The following is a 19,991-nucleotide window of genomic DNA, read 5'->3' on the forward strand; positions in this document are numbered from 1 at the left end:
GGCGGTCGGGCGCTGCGCGGCGGCGCCTGCAGGCGCCTTGATTCCGCGCGAAAGGCACGACGCCAAAGCAGGCCCCACCAATGACCAAGACCCGCCTCAGCCTCTACGACACCACCCTGCGCGACGGACAACAAACGCAAGGCGTGCAATTCTCCACCGCCGAGAAACAGGCCATCGCCACTACGCTCGACCAGCTCGGCGTCGACTATATCGAAGGCGGCTGGCCCGGCGCCAACCCCACCGACAGCGCCTTCTTCGACGCCGCACCCGAGACCCGCGCGCGCCTCACCGCCTTCGGCATGACCAAGCGCGCCGGGCGCAGCGCGGAAAACGACGACGTTCTGGCCGCGGTCATGAACGCCGGCACCGCCTCGATCTGCCTCGTCGGCAAGACCGATATCTTCCACGTCGAAACCGCGCTGGGCATCGCCCCCGACGAAAACCTCGAGAACATTTCCGCCTCCATCGCCCATATCGTCAAACAGGGCCGCGAGGCGCTGTTCGACGCCGAGCATTTCTTTGACGGCTACGCCCGCGACCCCGCCTATACGCTCGATTGCCTCAAGGCGGCGCATCAGGCCGGCGCCCGCTGGATCGTGCTGTGCGACACCAATGGCGGCACGCTCCCGCACCGCATCGCCGACGTGGTCTCGGACGTCATCGCCGCCGGCATCCCCGGCGAGCGGCTGGGCATCCACACCCATAACGACACCGAGAACGCCGTCGCGGGCAGCCTGGCGGCGGTCGACGCCGGCGCGCGCCAGATCCAGGGCACGCTCAACGGCCTGGGCGAGCGCTGCGGCAACGCCAACCTCACCGCGCTCATCCCCACGCTCCTGCTCAAGGAACCCTATGCCAGCCGCTACGCCACCGGCGTCACGGCGCAGGCGCTCGAAGGCATCACCATGGCCTCGCGCCAACTGGACGAAATCCTCAACCGTGTCCCGATGAAGCAATCCGCCTACGTTGGGGCCTCCGCCTTCGCCCACAAGGCCGGCTTGCATGCCAGCGCCATCGTCAAGGACCCGACGACCTACGAGCATATCGACCCCGCCACCGTCGGCAACGCCCGCATCATCCCGATGTCCAACCAGGCGGGCCAGTCCAACCTGCGCAACCGCCTTGCCGAGGCCGGGCTGGAGATCGAAAAGGACAACCCGGCCCTCCCGCGCATCCTCGAAGAGGTCAAGACCCGCGAGAATCGTGGCTACACCTACGACATGGCGCAGGCGAGCTTCGAGCTGGTCGCCCGCCGCGAACTGGGCCTTCTGCCCGAGTTCTTCGAGGTCAAGCGCTACAAGGTCACGGTCGAGCGGCGCAAGAACAAGTACGACAAGATGGTGTCCCTGTCCGAGGCCGTCGTGGTGGTCAAGGTCGACGGGATCAAGAAACTGTCGGTCAGCGAGTCCATGGACGAGACCGGCACCGACCGTGGCCCGGTGAACGCCCTGGCCCAGGCGCTGGCAAAGGACCTCGGTCGCTATCAGGACGCCATCGCCGACATGCGGTTGGTGGACTTCAAGGTGCGCATCACCCAAGGCGGCACCGAGGCCGTCACCCGCGTCATCATCGATAGCGAGGACGGGCAGGGGCGGCGCTGGTCCACCGTGGGCGTGTCGCCCAACATAATCGACGCGTCGTTCGAGGCGCTGCTCGATGCCATAAACTGGAAGCTTTTGCGCGACGGCGGCGAGGCCTGAGCGGTGGACGACGCCTTCCTCACCCTCCACCGCGAGATGACCCGGCAAGGCCCCGGCACGTCCGAGGATGTCCGCTGGGCCCTCAGCCAGCTTGACCTGCCCGACGCGCCCCATGTGATCGACGCCGCGTGCGGCCCCGGTGCGGATCTCGTGACCCTGGCCGAGTGTCTGCCCCGGGCCCGGATCGAAGGCATCGACCAGCTGCCCCACCTTGTCGAAGAGGCCCGCACGGCCACCGCCCGCTTCACCAACGTCACCGTCGCCACCGGCGACATGGCGCAGATCAGCGGCTTTTACGACCTCATCTGGTGCGCCGGCGCGCTCTACTTCCTGGGCGTCACCGAAGGGCTGAAACTCTGGAGACGCGCCCTCACGACCGATGGCGCGGTTGCCTTCTCTGAACCCGTGCTCGCCCCCGACGCCCCGCAGGCCGCGAAAGATTTCTGGGCCGATTACCCGGCAATTTCCGACCTCGACGGCATTACCGCGCGGGTCGAGGCGGCCGGCTACGTCGTGCTGAACCACCGCCTGATCACCGGCATGGCCTGGGCGGATTACTACGCCGAACTCGGTGGTCGCATCGCCACCTTGCGCCCTGGCGCGGACGCGGCGTTGACCGGCGTGCTCGGCGCCGCCGCCCGGGAAATCACCCTCTGGCGGCAGGCCCCCGGTGATATCGCCTACGCGCTCATCCTTGCGCGCCCCGGCTTCGGGGCTACCTGACCGCCATGGCACTCGACCCCGACATCATGGCCTGCGCGGGCCTTGTGCAGCGTGGCGACCCCGAACGTTTCGCCGCGACCATGGCCGCCCCCGTGCCCGCGCGCGAAAAGCTCTTTCCGCTTTACGCGTTCAATGTCGAAGTCTCTCGCGCCCCGTGGGTGACGCAGGAATCCATGATCGCCGAGATGCGTCTGCAATGGTGGCGCGACGTGCTGGAGGAAATCCGCACGGGCACCGAGGTGCGCCGTCACGAGGTCGCCACGCCGCTCGCCGCGGTGTTGACGTCCGACCTGGCCGGGCGCCTCGACACGCTGGTCGAGGCCCGCCGCTGGGACATCTACCGCGACCCGTTCGAGGACATGAGCGTCTTCCGCACCCACCTGACCAACACCTCCGGCCTGCTGCTGCTGGCCGCCGTACGCGCCCTCGGCAACGCGCCCGAAGCACCGATCCTCAAGGCAGGCTACGCCCAGGGCGTCGCCAATTGGTTGCGCGCCGTGCCGGAACTCGAACGCCAGGGCCGCATCCCGCTGGTCGAAGGCACCCATACCGCCATCCGCGCCCTGGCCGACGATGCGCTGACAGACCTGGCCGAGGCCCGCCGCACGCGCCTTGCGCCCGAAGTTCGTCCGGCCATGCTGGCCCTCTGGCAGACCGATGCGGTCCTGAAAAAAGCCCGCCGCGACCCCGCCGCCGTCTCGGAAAACCGCCTGACCCCGCCGCCCTTCCGCTCCCGCCTAGGGCTGATGCGCCGGGCCCTGACCGGACGCTGGTAAACGGGAGCGCCTGCGGCGCGCTCTATCCGGTGGAATGAGGGGCCCTGCCCCTCAAACTCCCCGGAGTATTTTCGGCAAGAAAAAGGTCAGGCCGCCTTCGGCCGCATCACCAGCCAGATCAACGCCCCGCCCGCCAGCGTCAGCAGCGGCACCATCGCCAGGTTCACCGCCGTCCACCCGGCCTGCGCCGTGCTGCCCGAGCAGTTCATCAACCCGCCCGAGGCCAGCGAGGCCAGTGTCACGCCACCGAACACCAGAAGGTCGTTCATCCCCTGCATCCGGCCGCGCTCATGTGCGTCATGGGCGCCCGCCAGCATGGTCGTGGCCCCGATAAAGCCGAAATTCCATCCCAGCCCCAGCAGGATCAGCGCGATGAAGAAGTTCTCGATCTCGACGCCTTGCAGCGCCACGACGCCGGCCGCGGCCAGGATCACCAGGCCCGCTCCAACGATCCTCTCCACCCCGAACCGCGCAATCAGATGCCCGGTGAAGAAGGACGGCGCGAACATCGCCAGCACATGGCCGGTGACGATGTCGGCGGCGCTGGCTTCGGTGAACCCGCAGCCCACCACCGCCAGCGGGGTCGAGGTCATCACCAGGTTCATCAGCGCGTAGGACACCATCGCGCAGATCACCGCCACGGCAATCCGCGGCGTGGTCAGCAGTTCCCACCGCGTGCGTCCCCTGGGGCTGTCGGGGGCCGGCGGCGGCGGCTTGGGGATATCCAGGAAAAAGAACAGCAACGCACCCAACAGGTTGATCGCGATCACCGCCAGGTACGTGCCCAGGAACGGGACCACCATCGCCTGGCTCGTCACCTTCACCAGTTGCGGGCCGATAATCGCGCTCGCCAGCCCGCCCGCCAGGACGTAGGAAATCGCCTTGGGCCGGAACGCGTCGCTCGCCGTGTCGGCGGCGGCGAAGCGATAGAAGCCCTGCGCCGACATGTAGATGCCGGTCAGGAAACTTCCCGCCAAGTACACCGGAAAGGACGCAAGATAGAGACCATAGCCCGCAACCGCCGCCCCCGCGGCACCCCCCATGGCCCCGATCAGGAACCCGGCCTTGCGCCCGAACCGCTGCATCACCATCGACAGCGGATTGGCCGAAATCATCGACCCCAGCACGATCAGCGAAATCGGCAGCGTGGCGAAACACACGTTGCTGGCAAGGCTCTGCCCGGCCAGCCCGCCCACGACGAAGATCATCGCCATCTGCGCGCCCAGCACCGCTTGCGCCAGCACCAGAACGGTCACATTCCGCTTCGCGCGGCGGTCGTCGTCATAGGGCAGGACGGTCTCACTCATGCCGCCTTGCTAGACCCCTCTCGGGAAGCCCACAAGACCCCAAATCGCCACCGCGGCATGCTTTTCCTCTGGCCAAAAATATCCCGGGGTGCGCGAGGGGCAGCGCCCCTCGCATCGGTCGTATTGCGCGCAGCGCAATGCGAAATTGGCCCATTGGCGCGGCAGGCTTGCCCGCCTATAGTCCGCCCGACCATGCCCGCAAGACCGCTCTTCTCACCGCAAAGGCCACCTTCGTGACGCTCCTCCTGCTGGCCGGCACGGGCGAGGCCAAGACCATCGCCGCCCAATTGCATGCGAGCGGCATCGTGGCGGTGGCCTCGCTGGCCGGCGCCTCCCGCGCGCCCGCGCCACTGGCCATCCCCACGCGCAGCGGCGGCTTCGGGGGCGAGGCCGCGTTTCGCACCTATCTGAACGATCAGGCCATCACCGCCGTGCTCGACGCAACGCACCCCTTCGCCGCCCGCATCTCGCAACGCACCGCCCGGGTCTGTGCCGACCTCGGCATACCCTATTGCCAGGTCCTGCGCCCACCCTGGACGCCGGGGCCGGGCGACGACTGGATCTTGATCGATCACGAGGAAGAGGCGGCCAGCCACATCGCCCCGGGATCCACCGTCTTTCTCGCCACCGGCCGCCAGACGCTCCAACGCTTCGCCAACCTCTCGGCCTGCACCGTCATCAGCCGTCAGATCAACGTGCCCGACACGCCCTTTCCCTTCCCCAACGGCCGTTTCCTGCCCGGCGACCCACCCTTTTCGGAGCAGCACGAATACGACCTTTTCAAATCGCTCGGCATCGACTGGCTCATCGCCAAGAACGCCGGCGGCGCCACGCCCCGCACCAAGCTTGACGCCGCCCGCCGTCTTGGCATCCGCGTGGCCCTCGTCAACCGCCCCCCGCAGCCCGACGCCCCCCGCGCCGAATCCGCGGACGAGGCGCTTGCATGGGTCCGCGCCCTGTGACCGAGCGGATCATCGAAACCCATGCGGACGTCGCCGAGGGCGTAGCGCACCTCACCGCGCTCTGCCCCCGCATGGCCCATGCCTATCAGCAGACCGGCCCGCTGCCCCTGCGCCGCCGACGCGACGGCTTCGCCGAGCTTCTCTCGGCCATCGTCAGTCAGCAGGTTTCCACCGCTTCCGCCACCGCCATATTGGCCCGCTTGAAGGCCGCCCAGCTCACCGGTCCGCGCAAGATCATGTGGGCCTCCGACGACGACCTGCGCGCCGCGGGCCTCAGCCGCCAGAAAATCCGCTATGCCCGTGCGCTCTCGGACGCAGGTATAAACTTCAGGGCGCTCCGCGATGCTCCCACCGACGAGGTCATCGCCACCCTCACGCAAGTTCCCGGCATCGGCACCTGGACGGCCGAGATCTACGCCATGTTCTCGCTGGGCCGGGCGGATGTCTTCGCCCCCGGCGACCTCGCCCTGCAAGAGGCCGCCCGCCTCCTCTACGATCTGCCCGCACGCCCCCGGGACCGCGCCCTGCGCGACATGGCCATCGCCTGGAGCCCATGGAGATCGGTTGCAGCCCGCCAGCTCTGGGCCTACTACCGTGTGGCGAAACAAAGGGAAGGCATCAGATGACCCGCGTACTTCAGGCCGGCCGCAAGGAACCCATTTCGGGCACGACCCGCTCCGTCGTCGTCTTCCTGCACGGGTACGGCGCCAACGGGGCCGACCTCCTGGGTCTCGCCGATCCCCTGGCCGAACACCTGCCCGACACGCTTTTCGTCGCTCCCGACGCGCCCGAGACGATCCCGATGATGCCCATGGGCCACCAGTGGTTCCCGATACCGTGGATCGACGGCTCTAGCGAGGAAGAGGCCCATCGCGGGCTGCAGGCCGCCGCGAAAGACCTCGACGCCTTTCTCGACGCGCTCATGGTGGACGAGGACGTACTGCCCGAACAGGTCGTTCTCTTCGGCTTTTCCCAGGGCACGATGATGGCCCTGCACGTCGCGCCCCGCCGCGAGGACGAGATCGCTGGCATCGTCGGCTTTTCCGGCCGCCTGCTGCAACCCGAGCTTCTGGCCGACGAGGTGGTGAGCCGCCCGCCCGTGCTGCTGGTCCATGGCGACGCCGACGACGTTGTGCCGCCCCAATCCCTTCCCGAGGCCGCCGAAGCGCTGCAATCCGCCGGCTGGAAAGAGGTCTACGCCCACGTCATGAAAGGCACCGCCCACGGTATTGCGCCCGATGGCCTGTCGGTCGCGCTCGCCTTCATGCGCGACAAGCTCAGCCTCTGAACCAAACGCGGTTTCGCGTCCCCACGCGTAGGGTGGGTGAAAACCCACGCGCGCCCCGGTCACTCGCCGGGCGCCCCTGTCGCCACCACATGCTGAGGCCCGGGCCGGTATAATCCCCCCGGCACCGCGAATTGCCCCGCGTCACCGCGGGCGCGGCCAAGGTCCAGGCAAAGATCCCCCTGTCGCCAGCAGGACCATACGGTTAACAATGCGGTCCATACATCCCCCCGTGGTCGTCAGCCTTGTAACGGACGCCACGCGGGCCAACCCGTTTTGAGGCGCGCTTGCGGTCAGTGCATGGAACTCGACACCACGAAACTTGATATCCTGTCCCAAACCTACGTGCGCGACGCCGACACGATCTACCTGGTCACGGCCCGCAAGCTGAAGCCGATCAAATCCGCTGATGCCGACAGCTTCACCGCCCTCGGCCCCCTTCATGGCCGGGACGCCACCACCGGCTATTTCCGCGACAAACGCATGCGACTGACCAAGGGCAGGGGACCTGCGGACCTGCATCCGCTCGGCCATGTCTACGCCACCGACGGCACGCAGCTTTATTTCACCACTCACAAGGTGCCGCCCCCCGACGGCATTGACCTCTGCGGGCCCGGCCTGCGCCTGCGCTGGTTTGACGAAAACGAGGTGAACATGCCCCATGTCGCACTGACCGACGGGGCAGGGGTCTGGATGTCCCTGACGACCGGCCCTGACGCCTGGGCCCGCCTCGACGGTGCGGATTTCGACACGCTGGCACCCTTGGGCTATGACGATACGCTGCCCTGGCGCGCGCCCTATTTCCGCGATGTGTCGCGCGTCTGGTACCGGGGCCTGCGCCTGTCCGATGCGTCCCCCGATGCGGTCCGGGTCTGCGGCGCTTCGATGCTGACCGATGGCACCCGTGCCTGGGTCGGCGCCCGGCTGTTGGACGCGCCTGCCAGTGACCTCGCCTATGTCGACCGATATCACCTGCGCGACGATACCGGTGCTGACGGTGTCCTTCTGCATCACGGCGACCGCGTCGCTTTTCACGGCGCGGCGGACATGACCCGCACGCTCGCCACCGCACGCCCCGCGACCGGACGCGCCGACCTGACGCAGATCCTGCGCGATCTCTTCACCACCATGGCCACGCTCTTTGCGCATTACCCGCCTCTTGTCAGCCGGGTCGGCAAGGCGCTCTTGCACATGCAGGAAAACACGCCCCCGGCGCCGGACGTGCCGGATTTCACGGCCCGGCTCACCACCCACGGCCAGATCGCGCTCGACCTCGCGGACGGCTCCACGCTCAGCCAGCCCGCGACCGCGTGGTACACGCTGGGGTGTCATCTCTGGGCGCACACCACTGGGCGCCCCGCGGCCTTTCTGCCCTATCCGCCGCTCGGCACGATGCTTCCGCGCAGCACCGACGCCCATACGCAACTGATCAAGGCGCACAGCGCGGGTTTCCACGCCCTGATCGCCCGACTTTGGCAGGCCGGCCATACCGATGCGGCCCGGACGCTGGCCCATTTCACGCTCTGTCTCGCGCGTGATCACCACGCCTTGACCGAGGATGCCCTGCAACACCTCGCCGACCTGCCGCGCGACCTCATGCCTGCGCTGCACTACCGTCCCGCGCATCATCACTTCGGCTCCACCACCAACCTTGCCGTCGCGCGCCGGATCGTCGCCGATGGCTGGCTCGATGCGCCGGACATACGTGACCGTATCGACGTCATCAGCACCCTGCACGGCGCGCTTCTGTCGACCAGCAAGACCGCGCATTTCTTCAAGGATATCCTGCCCGCCGTGCAGGACCACTTCGCCGCCGAACCCGACGCTGCCGTACGCGAACAGCTGGCCACACTGCTCGACGCCTTCCTCGTCAAGGGACAGGTCGACGCCGAGGTGAACCGGCTGATGCACCACGCCGCCATGCTGCCCGTCATTGAGCTCTGCATCGCCAACGCGATCAACACGGTCTTCAACCGCGCCCGCCTTGCCGAAACCCTCTGGGCGCTGAACCGCGACGCCGAAGCCGAGGCCACCGCCGAGGCCCTCATCGCCGAGATCGGCGAGGAGGCGCACCTGCCGGGCATCTACACCAACCGCCACATCTACCGCACGCCGCGCCTGTGGTTTCTGCGTGGCCGCGTCGAAACAAGCTGGCGCAGGGCCCCCGATCTCGATACCCACAAATCCCGCCTCGCCACGCTTCAATCGGAGTATTCCGCGCTTCTCGACCGCTACGGCGAAGACGTCGCGCAATGGCCCGAGACGCAGGACATCCGAGCCGCAATCGACCGGTATGCCGCGGGCATCCGCGCCGCGTAGGGTGGGTGAAAACCCACGCGCCCGGGTCGCTAGAACTTGTTCACCGGGATCTTGAGATAGCTCTTTCCGTCTTCCTCCGGCTCGGGCAGCCGCCCGCCGCGCAGGTTGACCTGCAACGCTGCCAGCATCCGGTCGGGCAGCGCCAGCGTTGCATCCCGCTCCTCGCGCCGCACCACGTACTCGGCCTTGCTCGCCCCGTCCTTCAGATGGATGTTTTCGCGCTTTTGCTGGCCCACCGTGCTTTCCCAGGCAGGCTCGTCGCGACTGTCGGTGCCGTAATCGTGTCCGATGAAAACGCGAAACGCGTCCGGATGGTCCAAAATCCGCATGATGCTGTCATAAAGCTCCGCCGCCGTCCCGCCGGGAAAATCGCAGCGCGAGGTGCCGGCATCCGGCATCATCAACGTGTCATGGGCAAAGATCGCGTCGCCCACCACATAGGTCACGGACCCCAGCGTATGGCCCGGTGACAACATCACCTTCACGTCCAAATTGCCGATCTTGAACGTGTCGCCATCGGCAAAAAGCCGGTCGAAATGCGGATCGACCGGAAAGGCGTGCGGCGCGTTGTAATAGTCCCGCCACAGCGCCGCGATATCGCGCACCTTTTCACCGATCCCCGTGGGCGCGCCGGTCTGCTCCTTCAGCCACGCCCCCGCCATCAGGTGATCGGCATGCGGATGGGTGTCGAGGATCCATTCCAGTTCCAGCCCGCGCTCCGCGATGGTCTCAAGCGCCCATTGCGCCGGGGCGAACCCGGTGGCAAACGACTTCGGGTCCAGTGTCTGCACCACGTCGATCAGCGCCGCGTGCCGCGTCTCGGGGCAGATGCAGATATACTGGCAACTGCCTGTATCTTCGTCATAAAACCCGATCACCTCGGGGCTTCCCGCGCCGTTCGACGCCGATATCTTGCTTAGGATGTCGTCGCTCATGTGACCCCTCCGAATGCGATTGAAATCCGCGGTGACTTACAACCCGTTAACAGGCACCTTCAGCACCGGGTTCCCGTCCTTGTCCGTCGGCACCTTGCCGGCCCGCATGTTCACCTGCAGCGACGGGATGATCAGCCTGGGCATGGCCAGCGTCGCGTCCCGCTCGGTGCGGAACTTGACGAATTCATCCCGCGTCTTGCCGCCCCCCACGTGGATGTTGTGCGCCTTCTCGTCGCCCACGCTGGTCTCCCACGCGATGTCGCGCCCGTTGGGGCCGTAATCATGACACATGAACAAACGCATCGCGTCGGGCAGGGCCAGCACCTTCTGGATACTGTCATACAGCTGCCCGGCGTCGCCGCCCGGAAAATCCGCCCGGGCCGAGCCGCCGTCGGGCATGAAAAGCGTATCGCCGACGAAAGCCGCGTCGCCCATCACATGCACCATGCAGGCCGGCGTATGGCCCGGCGTGTACATGGCGAAACACGCCATCTCGCCCACGCGATAGGTGTCGCCATCCTCGAACAGCGCATCGAACTGCGACCCGTCGCGCTGAAACTCGGTGCCTTCGTTGAACACCTTGCCGAACGTGTCCTGCACGACCATGATCTTCGACCCGATCCCGATCCTGCCGCCCAGCTTTTCCTGGATATAGGGCGCGGCGGACAGGTGGTCTGCGTGGACATGCGTCTCTATGATCCACTCCAGCCGCAGGCCCTGGTCCTCGATCTGCCGGATCAATGCGTCGGCATGGTCATAGGTGATCCGACCCGCAGCGTAATCTATGTCCATCACGCTGTCGATGACCGCGCAGGCGTCGCTGGCGGGGTCCTTCACGATATAGCTGATCGTGTTGGTGGCTTCGTCGAAAAAGCCCTGCACCTGCGGCGTCACGCCCATGTTCACCGGATAGTCGGTCATCTCACGCCTCCTCTACCTCTCTGTGCCTCCCGGCAGCAGCTGCAATCTCGCCGGCCCCGCCTCGCAACTCACCCCAGCTTGCGCAGCCGCTTGATCAGGCTCGACGTGTCCCACCGTCCGCCGCCCATCTTTTGCACATCCTTGTAATACTGGTCCACCAGCGCCGTCACCGGCAGGGACGCGCCGTTCTCGTCCCCGGTCTTCAGGCAGATGCCCAGATCCTTGCGCATCCAGTCCACGGCAAAGCCATGCTCGAACTGGTCGTCCAGCATCGTCTCGTAGCGGTTCGCCATCTGCCAGCTGCCCGCGGCCCCCTGACTGATCACCTCGACCACCGCGCGCCCGTCCAGCCCCGCCTTCTCGGCGAAATGCAGCGCCTCGGACAGGCCCTGCACCAGCCCGGCAATGGCGATCTGGTTGCACATCTTCGTCATCTGGCCCGCGCCGCTCTCGCCGATCCGGCGGCAGAGCTTGGCATAGGTTTCCATAACCGGCTCGGCCTTGGCATACACATCTTCGTCACCGCCGCACATGATCGACAGTTGTCCGTTCTCGGCCCCCGCCTGACCGCCCGAAATCGGCGCGTCGACATAGCCGATCCCGCCCTCTTTGGCAGCCGCGTAAAGCTCTTCGGTCACCTGCGCCGACACCGTCGTGTGGTCGACAAAGGTCGCGCCTTTCGCCATGCCGGCAAACGCGCCATCATCGCCCAGGCAGACCGACCGCAGATCGTCGTCATTGCCCACGCAGGACATCACGCACTCCGCCCCCTCCGCGGCCTCGCGCGGGGTGGGCGCGTGGCGGCCGCCATGCTCCTTCACCCAGGCCTCGGCCTTGGCCGCCGTCCGGTTGTAAACGCAAACCTCATGGCCCGCCGATGCCAGGTGCCCCGCCATCGGATACCCCATCACGCCCAGTCCCAGAAATGCCAGCTTCGTCATCGTGTTCTCCCTCGTGCCGTCGGACCGCTTTTGTGATCGGCGGCCCCATTGTCTAAGCCGGGATTTGTGACTATCCCCACCGGAATGGCAACCTAACGTGGGTGGGGCATGGCGCAAGTGTTCAAATGGCTGGTGCGGATCGCGGGCGGGATGATCCTGCTCGGCCTGATCGCGCTGCTGGGCGTCTATTTCCTGCTGTCGCGCTCGCTGCCGGACTATTCAAAGGAGCTCGAGGTCATCGGCATCCTGGAGCCGGTCGAGATCGTGCGCGACAACGCCAACGTGCCGCATATTTTCGGCACCAACGACCCCGACACGTTCTATGGCCTCGGATATGCCCACGCGCAGGACCGGCTGTGGCAGATGGTAATGTTGCGCCGCACCGTGCAGGGGCGCCTGTCCGAGGTGTTCGGCCCCCGCACCGTCGAGATCGACAAGATCCTGCGCCGCTTCGGCCTCTACTCGCTGGCCCAGCGGTCGGTCGAGGCGCAGGACACCCAGACGCTCGCCGCCCTGCGCGCCTATTCCGCCGGGGTCAACGCGCGTCTGAAGGAAATCAACTCCTCCGCCCTGGGTCGCGGCGCGCCCGAGATGTTCGTGTTCAACAACCCCGTGGCGCCATGGACCCCCGCCGATTCCATCGCCATCGTCAAGCTCATGGCGGTGCAGCTGTCCGCGCATCTGGAAGAGGAAGTGCTCTACGCTCACGCCGCCCTCGAACTGGACGATCCCGACCGCTTGGACGACATCATGCCGCTTGCACCCGGCACCGGCATCGCCGCGCTGCCTGAATACGCCAGCCTCTTTCCCGAAGGCACCCGGTTCGCTCGCTCCACAGGCCCCGGCATCCCGGAACACCCGCTTTCACCCTTCAAGAAGCGCGCTTTCGCCGGCGCCTCCAACGCCTGGGCCGCCGCGCCCAAGCGCTCGGCTTCGGGCGGCACGCTTCTTGCCAACGATCCCCACCTTGGCCTCACCGCCCCCGCCATCTGGTATCTCGCCCGGCTGGAATTGCAGACGGGCGGCGTCATAGGTGCGACCATCCCCGGCGTGCCCATCGTCATGGCCGGCCGGAGCGCCGATCTGGGCTGGGGCGTCACGTCGTCATACCTCGACGATCAGGACCTCTTCATCGAACGCCTGAACCCCGACAACCCGCAGGAATACCTAACGCCCGAGGGCTACAAGCCCTTCCGCACAGAAAGCACCATCATCCGCATCGCGGACCAGGCTCCCATCACTCTGACCCTGCGTTGGACGGAAAACGGCCCCGTGCTGCCCGGCTCGCATTACAACCTGGCCGACGTGACGCGCCCCGGGCCATGTCGCGTCGCTCGGCTGGACGGCGCTTTCCGACAGCGACACAACACTGTCCTCGGCCATGACCCTGATGCGCGCCGCCTCGGTGGACGAGGCGATTGCGGCGGGCGAGGGCTACATCGCCCCCTCACAGAACCTCACGCTGGTCGATCAGACCACCATCGCGATGAAGACCATCGGCGCCATGCCCCGCCGTGACGCCGAGCATGAAACCCGCGGCCGCTACCCCTCGCGCGGGTGGGAGGAAAAGAACCGCTGGCAGGGGACGCTGGCCTACTCCGCCAACCCCGAGTTCAAGGCCTCGGCGGGCGGCATCCTGGGCAACACCAACAACAAGACCGTGGACCGCCCGTTCCCCAACCACGTCAGCTACAAGTGGGGCGACACGCAGCGCGTCTTTCGCTGGCGCCGCCTGATGCAGAACCGCGAGGTGCATACCCGCGACAGCTTCATCGAAGCACAACTCGACACCGTCAGCTTTACCGCCCGCTCGCTTCTGCCGCTCATCGGCAAGGACCTGTGGTTCACCGGCGAAGCCGCGCCCGACGGCACGCCGGAACGCCAGCGCCAGCGCGCGCTGAACCTGCTGTCCGAATGGAACGGGGAGATGAACGAGCACTTGCCCGAGCCGCTCATCTACGCCGCGTGGCTGCGCGAACTGCAACGCCGCCTGATCGTTGACGACCTCGGCCCGCTGGCCGACGAGTTCACCCATCCCGACCCGGTGTTCATCGAGCGCGTGTACCGTGACATCGACGGCGCGTCCGCTTGGTGCGACATCCGCCAGTCCACGGTTCAGGAAACCTGCTCGGACCTCGCCCGCATCTCTCTCGACGCGGCCCTCATCTGGATCGACGAGCGCTATGGCAGCGCGCTCGAAAGCTTGCGCTGGGGCGACGCGCACCAGGCCACCCACGATCACCAGGTCCTGGGCGAGGTGCCGCTGCTGCGCTATTTCGTCAACATCCGCCAATCCACCTCGGGTGGCGACAACACGCTTCTGCGCGGCCGCACGCGCGGGCAGGGCCCCGACCCGTTCCAGAACGTGCACGGCGCGGGTTATCGCGGGGTCTACGATTTCGCCGACCCCGACAGCAGCGTGTTCATCACCGCGACCGGGCAGTCCGGCCACTTCCTCAGCCGGCACTACGACGACATGGCCCAGCTCTGGCGTCGGGGCGAATACATCCCGATGTCGCTCGATGCCGATCTCGCCCGCGCCGCGTCGGTCGGAATCACCCGCCTGACCCCCGCCGCGCCCTGAGGTGGGGGCGGCATTTTCTGCGCAGAAAATGGCCCGGAAAATGCGCATTTTCCGGCTCCAGAATTTTAACGAATTCTGGCCACGACCGTCCGGTCCGTTCATTCGGGACGCCTGACAGGAACACCGTCGCGATACGGCTGCAAATACCGACGCGATACCGACGTGGTTTCGGTCGTCGATTCGCCGTTAACCTTTCCCATTTGACCTCGCCGAATGCGGCGGGTTAACTCGATTTCATGCGCGACATGCCCCTGGCCCGGATCGAAAACCTGCGCGTCTCGTTCCGCACCGACGCGGGCGTGATCGACGCCGTACGGGATGTCTCGTTTGAAATCGCGCCCGGCGAAACCCTTGCAATCGTTGGTGAATCCGGCTCCGGCAAATCCGTCACCTCGCTGGCCCTGATGCGCCTCGTGGGCTTTGACGGCGGACAGATCACCGGCGGGCAAATGCTTTTCGACGCGGGCCAAGGGCCGGTCGACCTTGGAAAACTCACGCAAAATCAAATGCGTGACCTGCGCGGCGCCCGCATCGGCATGATCTTCCAGGAACCCGCCACCGCTCTCAACCCGGTCTTCACCATCGGTTTCCAACTGACCGAAGGCCTGCGCAAACACCGCCGCCTCTCGCGCGCCGCCGCGCGGGCCAGGGCCCTGGAATTGCTGCAGGAAGTCCGTCTTTCCGAACCGGCTCGCCGTCTCACGCAATACCCCCACGAACTTTCCGGCGGCATGCGTCAGCGGGTGATGATCGCCATGGCCCTCGCCTGCGAGCCGCGCCTGCTTATCGCCGACGAGCCCACCACCGCGCTCGACGTCACCACCCAGGCCGAGATCCTCGCCCTCATCGATCGCCTGCGTCATGACTTTGGCACCGCCGTTCTGTTCATCACCCACGACATGGGCGTGGTGGCCCAGGTGGCCGATCGTGTCGTGGTCCTGAAAGAGGGCGAAAAGGTCGAGGAAGGCCCCGTTTCGCAAATCTTTTCCGCACCCTCGCATCCCTATACGCAACGGCTTCTCGCCGCCGTGCCTCGCTTGGGCGACATGCGTGGAAAACCCGGGCCCGAGCCGTTCACGCTCGACCCCGAAAAACCGTTGAGACACGTTCCGGGGCAGGGCGCCGAACTCATGCGGGTCGAGCATCTCACCACCCGCTTTCCCGTCACCGGCGGCCTGTTGCGCCGCGCCGTCGCCCATGTCCACGCGGTCGAGGATGTGTCCTTCTCGATCCAGGCGGGTCAAACCCTGGCCCTCGTTGGCGAATCCGGCTGCGGCAAGTCCACCGTGGGCCGCTCGCTCTTGCGGCTGGAGGAGCCTGATAGCGGCCGGATCACGCTGGATGGCCAGGATATCACCGCGCTGCCCGCCGGGCAGCTGCGCCGCGCCCGGGCGCAGATGCAGATGATCTTTCAGGACCCGTACGGCAGCCTCAACCCCGTTCTGCGCCTGGCCGAGCAGGTGGCCGAACCCCTACGCAATTTCACGACCCAGACCAAGGCGCAACGCACCGACCGCGTGACCGCGCTTTTTGATCGTGTCGGCCTGCCGCGCAGCTATCTTGACCGTTACCCGCACGAGCTGTCGGGTGGCCAGCGCCAGCGCGTCGCCATCGCCCGCGCGCTTGCGCTTAACCCGAAATTAATCGTCGCCGACGAAGCTGTCTCGGCGCTCGATGTCAGCGTTCAGGCGCAGGTTCTGGACCTGCTGATGGAATTGCAGGCCGAACTGGGGCTGTCCTATCTCTTCATCAGCCATGACATGGCGGTGGTGGAACGGGTCAGCCATCACGTCGCGGTCATGTTCGCCGGGCGCATTGTCGAACGCGGCCCCCGCGCCGCGGTGCTGGAAGACCCTCGGCACCCTTACACCCGCGCCTTGCTCAGCGCGGTTCCCGTCGCCGACCCGGCCCACCGGCGACAGGTAAGTGATTTGAGTTTCAAACCGATCCCGTCCCCTGTACACCCCAAGGATCACGACCCTGGCCCGTCGCTCTATCGCACTGTGGCCCCGGACCATGTCGTTCTGACCTCGGATTGTGGATACTGAAAGGACCGACCATGCCCATCAAGAACCGCTTTGCAGAAATGCAGGATGAGATCACCGAGTGGCGCCGGGACATCCACGAAAACCCGGAAATCCTCTTTGAAACCCACCGCACCAGCGCGTTGGTTGCCGAAAAACTGCAAAGCTTCGGCTGCGACGAGGTGGCCACCGGCCTGGGCCGCACCGGCGTTGTCGCGGTCATCAAGGGGCGCGAGGCCACGTCGGGCCGCACCATCGGCCTGCGCGCCGACATGGATGCGCTGCCCATTCACGAGGCCACGGGGCTGGACTATGCGTCCAAGACCCGCGGCGCCATGCACGCCTGCGGCCATGACGGGCACACCGCCATGCTTCTGGGTGCCGCCAAGTATCTGGCGGAGACGCGCAATTTCAACGGCACCGCCGTGATCATCTTCCAGCCCGCCGAAGAGGGCGGCGGCGGCGGCAAGGAGATGTGCGATGACGGGTTGATGGAGCGGTTCGGCATCCAGGAAGTCTATGGCATGCACAACTGGCCGGGGGTCGAGCCGGGCCAGTTCGCCATCCGCCCGGGCCCGTTCTTTGCCGCCACCGACAAGTTCGACATCGTGGTCGAGGGCAAGGGCGGCCACGCCGCCAAGCCGCATGAGACAATCGATCCCACGGTGGTCACCGGCCACCTTGTAACGGCCCTGCAAACCATCGTCAGCCGCAATGCCGACCCGATCCAGCAGATCGTCGTCTCGGTCACCTCGATGGAAACCTCCTCGCACACATTCAACGTCATCCCCTCGCGGGTGACGCTTATGGGCACCGTGCGCACGCTCAGTAACGAGATGCGCGAGCTGGCGGCGACCCGGATGAAAGGCATCTGCGATCATCTCGGCGCGGCCTTCGGCGCGCAGATCTCGCTGGATTACGAGTACAACTACCCCGTAATGGCGAACCATGACGAACAGACGGAATTTGCCGCCGAGGTGGCAAAATCGGTGTCAGGGCAATGCGATACGGCGCCTCTGGTCATGGGGGGCGAGGATTTTGCCTTCATGCTCGAGGAACGACCGGGCGCCTATATCCTGGTGGGCAACGGCCCTTCGGCGCCGGTGCACCACCCGGAATACAACTTCAACGACGACGTCATTCCGGCGGGGTGCAGTTGGTGGGCCGGGATCGTGGAACAGCGCATGCCCGCCTGACGCGCCTAGGACGCGCAGGCGGTGCAACACGGCGTGTCCGGCAGGAACTCCAGCCGGGCTTCCGCGATGCTTTCGCCGCAGCGTTGGCAGGTCCCGTAGGTGCCGGCCTCGATTCGCGCCAGGGCGGCGTCGATGCGGCGCAACTCGGCCATTTCCTTGAGGCCGAGCATTTCGAGAACCTCGTCGCCCTGCCGCTCCGACGCGCGATCCTCCCAATCCTTGGGCGGGGCCTCATCCAACGCATGTTCTACCGCGCTCAGATGCGCGGTCAGCTCGCCGCGGCGTTCAACCAGGGCGTCTTTTTGACGGGCAAAGTTCATGGCGGCCTCCTGTTGTCTCGCGTGTCAGGGTATCAGGCCGAAAAATGGCACACCTTGATCGGGATCAAAGCGGCGCGGCACGTCCACGCAGCCTGGGATCGAGCGCGTCGCGTAGCCCGTCGCCCATGAAATTCACACTCAGCACCGTGAGCGAGATCATCAGGCCGGGCCAGAACACCCGCCACGGAAACTCGGAGAGATAAACTACCCCGTCGCTCAGCAGCCGGCCCCAGGTGGGGAAGTCGGATGGAAAGCCGAGGCCGAGAAAACTGAGCGCGCTTTCGGTGATGATGGCGTTGGCGATGCCCAGCGTCGCCGAAACGACGATGGGCGACAGGATGTTCGGAAGGATATGGCGCGTGATAATCCGCATTTGTGTGGTGCCGGATGCGCGCGCGGCCAGCACGAACTCGCGCTCCCGTACGCTCAGCACGTCGGCGCGTACGATCCGCGCGACCGGCATCCAGCTCGTGACGCCGATGGCAATGACGACCAGAAGAAAGATGCCGGTGTTCGTGCCGACCGAGGCACTGAGCGCTTCGCGGAACAGCATCACGATGACCAGCAGCAGAGGTAACAGCGGAAGCGACAGAAAGAGGTCCGTCAGCCGCATCAACGGCCCGTCGAGCCGTCGAAAGACTCCCGCCGCCACGCCGACCAAGGTGCCAAGCCCAACCGACAGCACCATCGCCGCCAATCCCACCGACAGCGAAATACGACCGCCCGCCAGCACCTGCGCCAGCAGGTCTCGGCCCAGTTGATCGGTGCCGAAGGGATGCGCGGCACTCGGGCCGGCATTGCGCGCCGAGAAATCGGGCGCGTCGGGCGCGACATCCCAAAGCAGCGGACCTGCAAGCACGCCGATCACGATGGCAGCGAAAAGGCCGGCGCCAAATACGGCGCCCTTGTGGTGCATGAACTGGCGCAGGATGTCACGCCATAGCCCGTGTGAGACGCGAAGTGGATCAGCCATAGCGTATCCTCGGGTCAAGCAGGCCGTAAAGCAGGTCGGCCAGCAGGTTGGCCAGCACGATCAGCACGGCGAACAGAAACGTGAGCGTGTGAACGAGCGGCAGGTCGTTAGCCTTGATCGCCCCGATCAACTGTGCCCCGATCCCGTTGATTGCAAAGACCTGCTCGGTGATGATCGCTCCGCCAAAGATGGCCGGGGCCCCCAGCGCGATGACCGTCACCACCGGGATCATCGAGTTGCGCAGCACATGCACCATCACGACGACCCATTCGCTCATCCCTTTGGCCCGCGCCGTGCGCACGTAATCCTGGCTCAGGTTGTCCAGCATCGTCGAACGCATGTAGCGGCTGATCTGGGCCGTGGTCTGCACCGACAGCACCAGCACTGGCAGGACCATCTGCCTGACCTGGTACGTGAAACTCTCCCAGTCGGTGACACGGTGGCTCGTCTCGTAAATGAACGGAAACAGATCGAGCTGTACCGAGAAGACAAAGATGATCAGCGGGCCGGTCAGGAAGGGTGGCAGGGAGTATCCCACCATCGTGACGAAGGTGCTGGCGTTGTCGAAAACCGAGTATTGCCTGTAGGCAGCGAAGATACCCAGCGGAAGCGCCATAAGGATACCTACGACATAGGCCGTGCCCACCACCCACAGGGTCTGGGGCAGGGCCTGTGCGATCTCGAACATCACCGGCGCCCGGCTTTGCCAGCTCAGTACCCGCGGCTTGTCGACGGCGAGGGACGTGCCAAAGACATGGTCGATCAGCACCTGCGGCTCGACCCAGAAAAGCTGCACCATCCATTTCCAGAACCGCACGTGCAGCGGTTCTCCCAAGCCCAGGGCCTCGCGCATCTGGGCTCTAACCTCGGGCGAGATCGTCTGCGGCAGGTTGCCCATCGGATCGCCCGGAGCGAGATCCAGCAACAGGAAAATGACCAGCGCGATGACGATCAGCATCGGAACTGACAAAAGCAGGCGGCGCAACGCGAATGTCAGCATCCCACCCCGTCCTTTTCCGGCACGC

At 66.1% G+C, this 19,991-nt stretch carries 16 protein-coding genes and 1 pseudogene; 10 read left to right on the forward strand and 7 right to left on the reverse strand.

The window, feature by feature from the left end:
• Positions 1-80 precede the first annotated feature (80 nt).
• The 3 genes from cimA to ACSQ76_RS09405 are packed head-to-tail and all read left to right on the forward strand — an operon-like array spanning position 81 to position 3,199.
• A complete protein-coding gene (cimA, locus tag ACSQ76_RS09395) occupies positions 81-1,700 on the forward strand; it encodes a citramalate synthase (protein WP_437156369.1) in 1,620 nt (539 codons plus the stop codon).
• Positions 1,701-1,703: 3 nt separating this feature from the next.
• Positions 1,704-2,423, forward strand: a complete 720-nt coding sequence (locus ACSQ76_RS09400) for a class I SAM-dependent methyltransferase (RefSeq protein WP_437156370.1) — start codon at positions 1,704-1,706, stop codon at positions 2,421-2,423.
• 5 nt (positions 2,424-2,428) lie between these two features.
• Complete coding sequence (locus ACSQ76_RS09405) at positions 2,429-3,199, forward strand: squalene/phytoene synthase family protein (RefSeq protein WP_437156371.1); 771 nt, start codon at positions 2,429-2,431, stop codon at positions 3,197-3,199.
• An 86-nt stretch (positions 3,200-3,285) separates the two neighbouring features.
• On the opposite strand, the gene ACSQ76_RS09410 is transcribed toward ACSQ76_RS09405, so the two are convergent.
• Positions 3,286-4,506: an MFS transporter gene (locus ACSQ76_RS09410; protein ID WP_437156372.1), complete on the reverse strand. Its 1,221-nt coding sequence runs from the start codon at positions 4,504-4,506 to the stop codon at positions 3,286-3,288.
• A 137-nt stretch (positions 4,507-4,643) separates the two neighbouring features.
• On the opposite strand from ACSQ76_RS09410, the gene ACSQ76_RS09415 reads away from it, so the two are divergent.
• From ACSQ76_RS09415 to ACSQ76_RS09430, 4 genes are all read left to right on the forward strand, one after another.
• Positions 4,644-5,468 (forward strand): cobalt-precorrin-6A reductase, encoded by an 825-nt coding sequence (locus ACSQ76_RS09415; RefSeq protein ID WP_437156373.1) that lies wholly within the window; start codon positions 4,644-4,646, stop codon positions 5,466-5,468.
• Positions 5,450-6,094: a DNA-3-methyladenine glycosylase family protein gene (locus ACSQ76_RS09420; RefSeq protein ID WP_437156374.1), complete on the forward strand. Its 645-nt coding sequence runs from the start codon at positions 5,450-5,452 to the stop codon at positions 6,092-6,094. Before ACSQ76_RS09415 ends, ACSQ76_RS09420 begins: the two co-directional genes overlap by 19 nt.
• Positions 6,091-6,756, forward strand: coding sequence for an alpha/beta hydrolase (locus ACSQ76_RS09425; protein WP_437156375.1), 666 nt, complete (start codon positions 6,091-6,093; stop codon positions 6,754-6,756). The genes ACSQ76_RS09420 and ACSQ76_RS09425 overlap by 4 nt, the downstream gene beginning before the upstream one ends.
• A gap of 297 nt (positions 6,757-7,053) precedes the next feature.
• Complete coding sequence (locus ACSQ76_RS09430) at positions 7,054-9,072, forward strand: hypothetical protein (RefSeq protein WP_437156376.1); 2,019 nt, start codon at positions 7,054-7,056, stop codon at positions 9,070-9,072.
• A gap of 29 nt (positions 9,073-9,101) precedes the next feature.
• Here the strand turns inward: ACSQ76_RS09430 and ACSQ76_RS09435 are convergent, their stop codons facing one another.
• The 3 genes from ACSQ76_RS09435 to ACSQ76_RS09445 form a co-directional block, all read right to left on the reverse strand.
• The gene (locus tag ACSQ76_RS09435; RefSeq protein ID WP_437156377.1) at positions 9,102-10,007 is read right to left on the reverse strand and encodes an MBL fold metallo-hydrolase; all 906 of its coding nucleotides are present in this window, start codon (positions 10,005-10,007) and stop codon (positions 9,102-9,104) included.
• Positions 10,008-10,043: 36 nt separating this feature from the next.
• Positions 10,044-10,928: an MBL fold metallo-hydrolase gene (locus ACSQ76_RS09440; RefSeq protein ID WP_437156378.1), complete on the reverse strand. Its 885-nt coding sequence runs from the start codon at positions 10,926-10,928 to the stop codon at positions 10,044-10,046.
• Between the two features lie 68 nt (positions 10,929-10,996).
• Entirely contained in the window at positions 10,997-11,986 is a 990-nt protein-coding gene (locus ACSQ76_RS09445) for an NAD(P)-dependent oxidoreductase (RefSeq protein ID WP_437156379.1), read from the reverse strand.
• Here ACSQ76_RS09445 and ACSQ76_RS09450 point away from each other — a divergent pair.
• The 3 genes and pseudogenes from ACSQ76_RS09450 to ACSQ76_RS09460 all read left to right on the forward strand — a co-directional run bounded on the left by ACSQ76_RS09450 (position 11,978) and on the right by ACSQ76_RS09460 (position 17,673).
• A pseudogene (locus ACSQ76_RS09450) lies at positions 11,978-14,453 on the forward strand (penicillin acylase family protein). The gene ACSQ76_RS09445 and the pseudogene ACSQ76_RS09450 sit on opposite strands and share 9 nt — an antisense overlap.
• Before the next feature lie 236 nt (positions 14,454-14,689).
• Positions 14,690-16,501, forward strand: coding sequence for an ABC transporter ATP-binding protein (locus ACSQ76_RS09455; RefSeq protein WP_437156380.1), 1,812 nt, complete (start codon positions 14,690-14,692; stop codon positions 16,499-16,501).
• Between the two features lie 11 nt (positions 16,502-16,512).
• The gene (locus tag ACSQ76_RS09460; RefSeq protein ID WP_437156381.1) at positions 16,513-17,673 is read left to right on the forward strand and encodes a M20 aminoacylase family protein; all 1,161 of its coding nucleotides are present in this window, start codon (positions 16,513-16,515) and stop codon (positions 17,671-17,673) included.
• Between the two features lie 5 nt (positions 17,674-17,678).
• Here the strand turns inward: ACSQ76_RS09460 and ACSQ76_RS09465 are convergent, their stop codons facing one another.
• From ACSQ76_RS09465 to ACSQ76_RS09475, 3 genes are all read right to left on the reverse strand, one after another.
• Entirely contained in the window at positions 17,679-17,993 is a 315-nt protein-coding gene (locus ACSQ76_RS09465; RefSeq protein WP_437156382.1) for a TraR/DksA family transcriptional regulator, read from the reverse strand.
• Between the two features lie 64 nt (positions 17,994-18,057).
• Positions 18,058-18,966: an ABC transporter permease gene (locus ACSQ76_RS09470; RefSeq protein ID WP_437156383.1), complete on the reverse strand. Its 909-nt coding sequence runs from the start codon at positions 18,964-18,966 to the stop codon at positions 18,058-18,060.
• Positions 18,959-19,966, reverse strand: a complete 1,008-nt coding sequence (locus tag ACSQ76_RS09475; RefSeq protein WP_437156384.1) for an ABC transporter permease — start codon at positions 19,964-19,966, stop codon at positions 18,959-18,961. The genes ACSQ76_RS09470 and ACSQ76_RS09475 overlap by 8 nt, the downstream gene beginning before the upstream one ends.
• Positions 19,967-19,991 lie beyond the last annotated feature (25 nt).

Source organism: Roseovarius sp. B08 (genome assembly GCF_051417955.1).
Classification (GTDB): domain Bacteria; phylum Pseudomonadota; class Alphaproteobacteria; order Rhodobacterales; family Rhodobacteraceae; genus Roseovarius.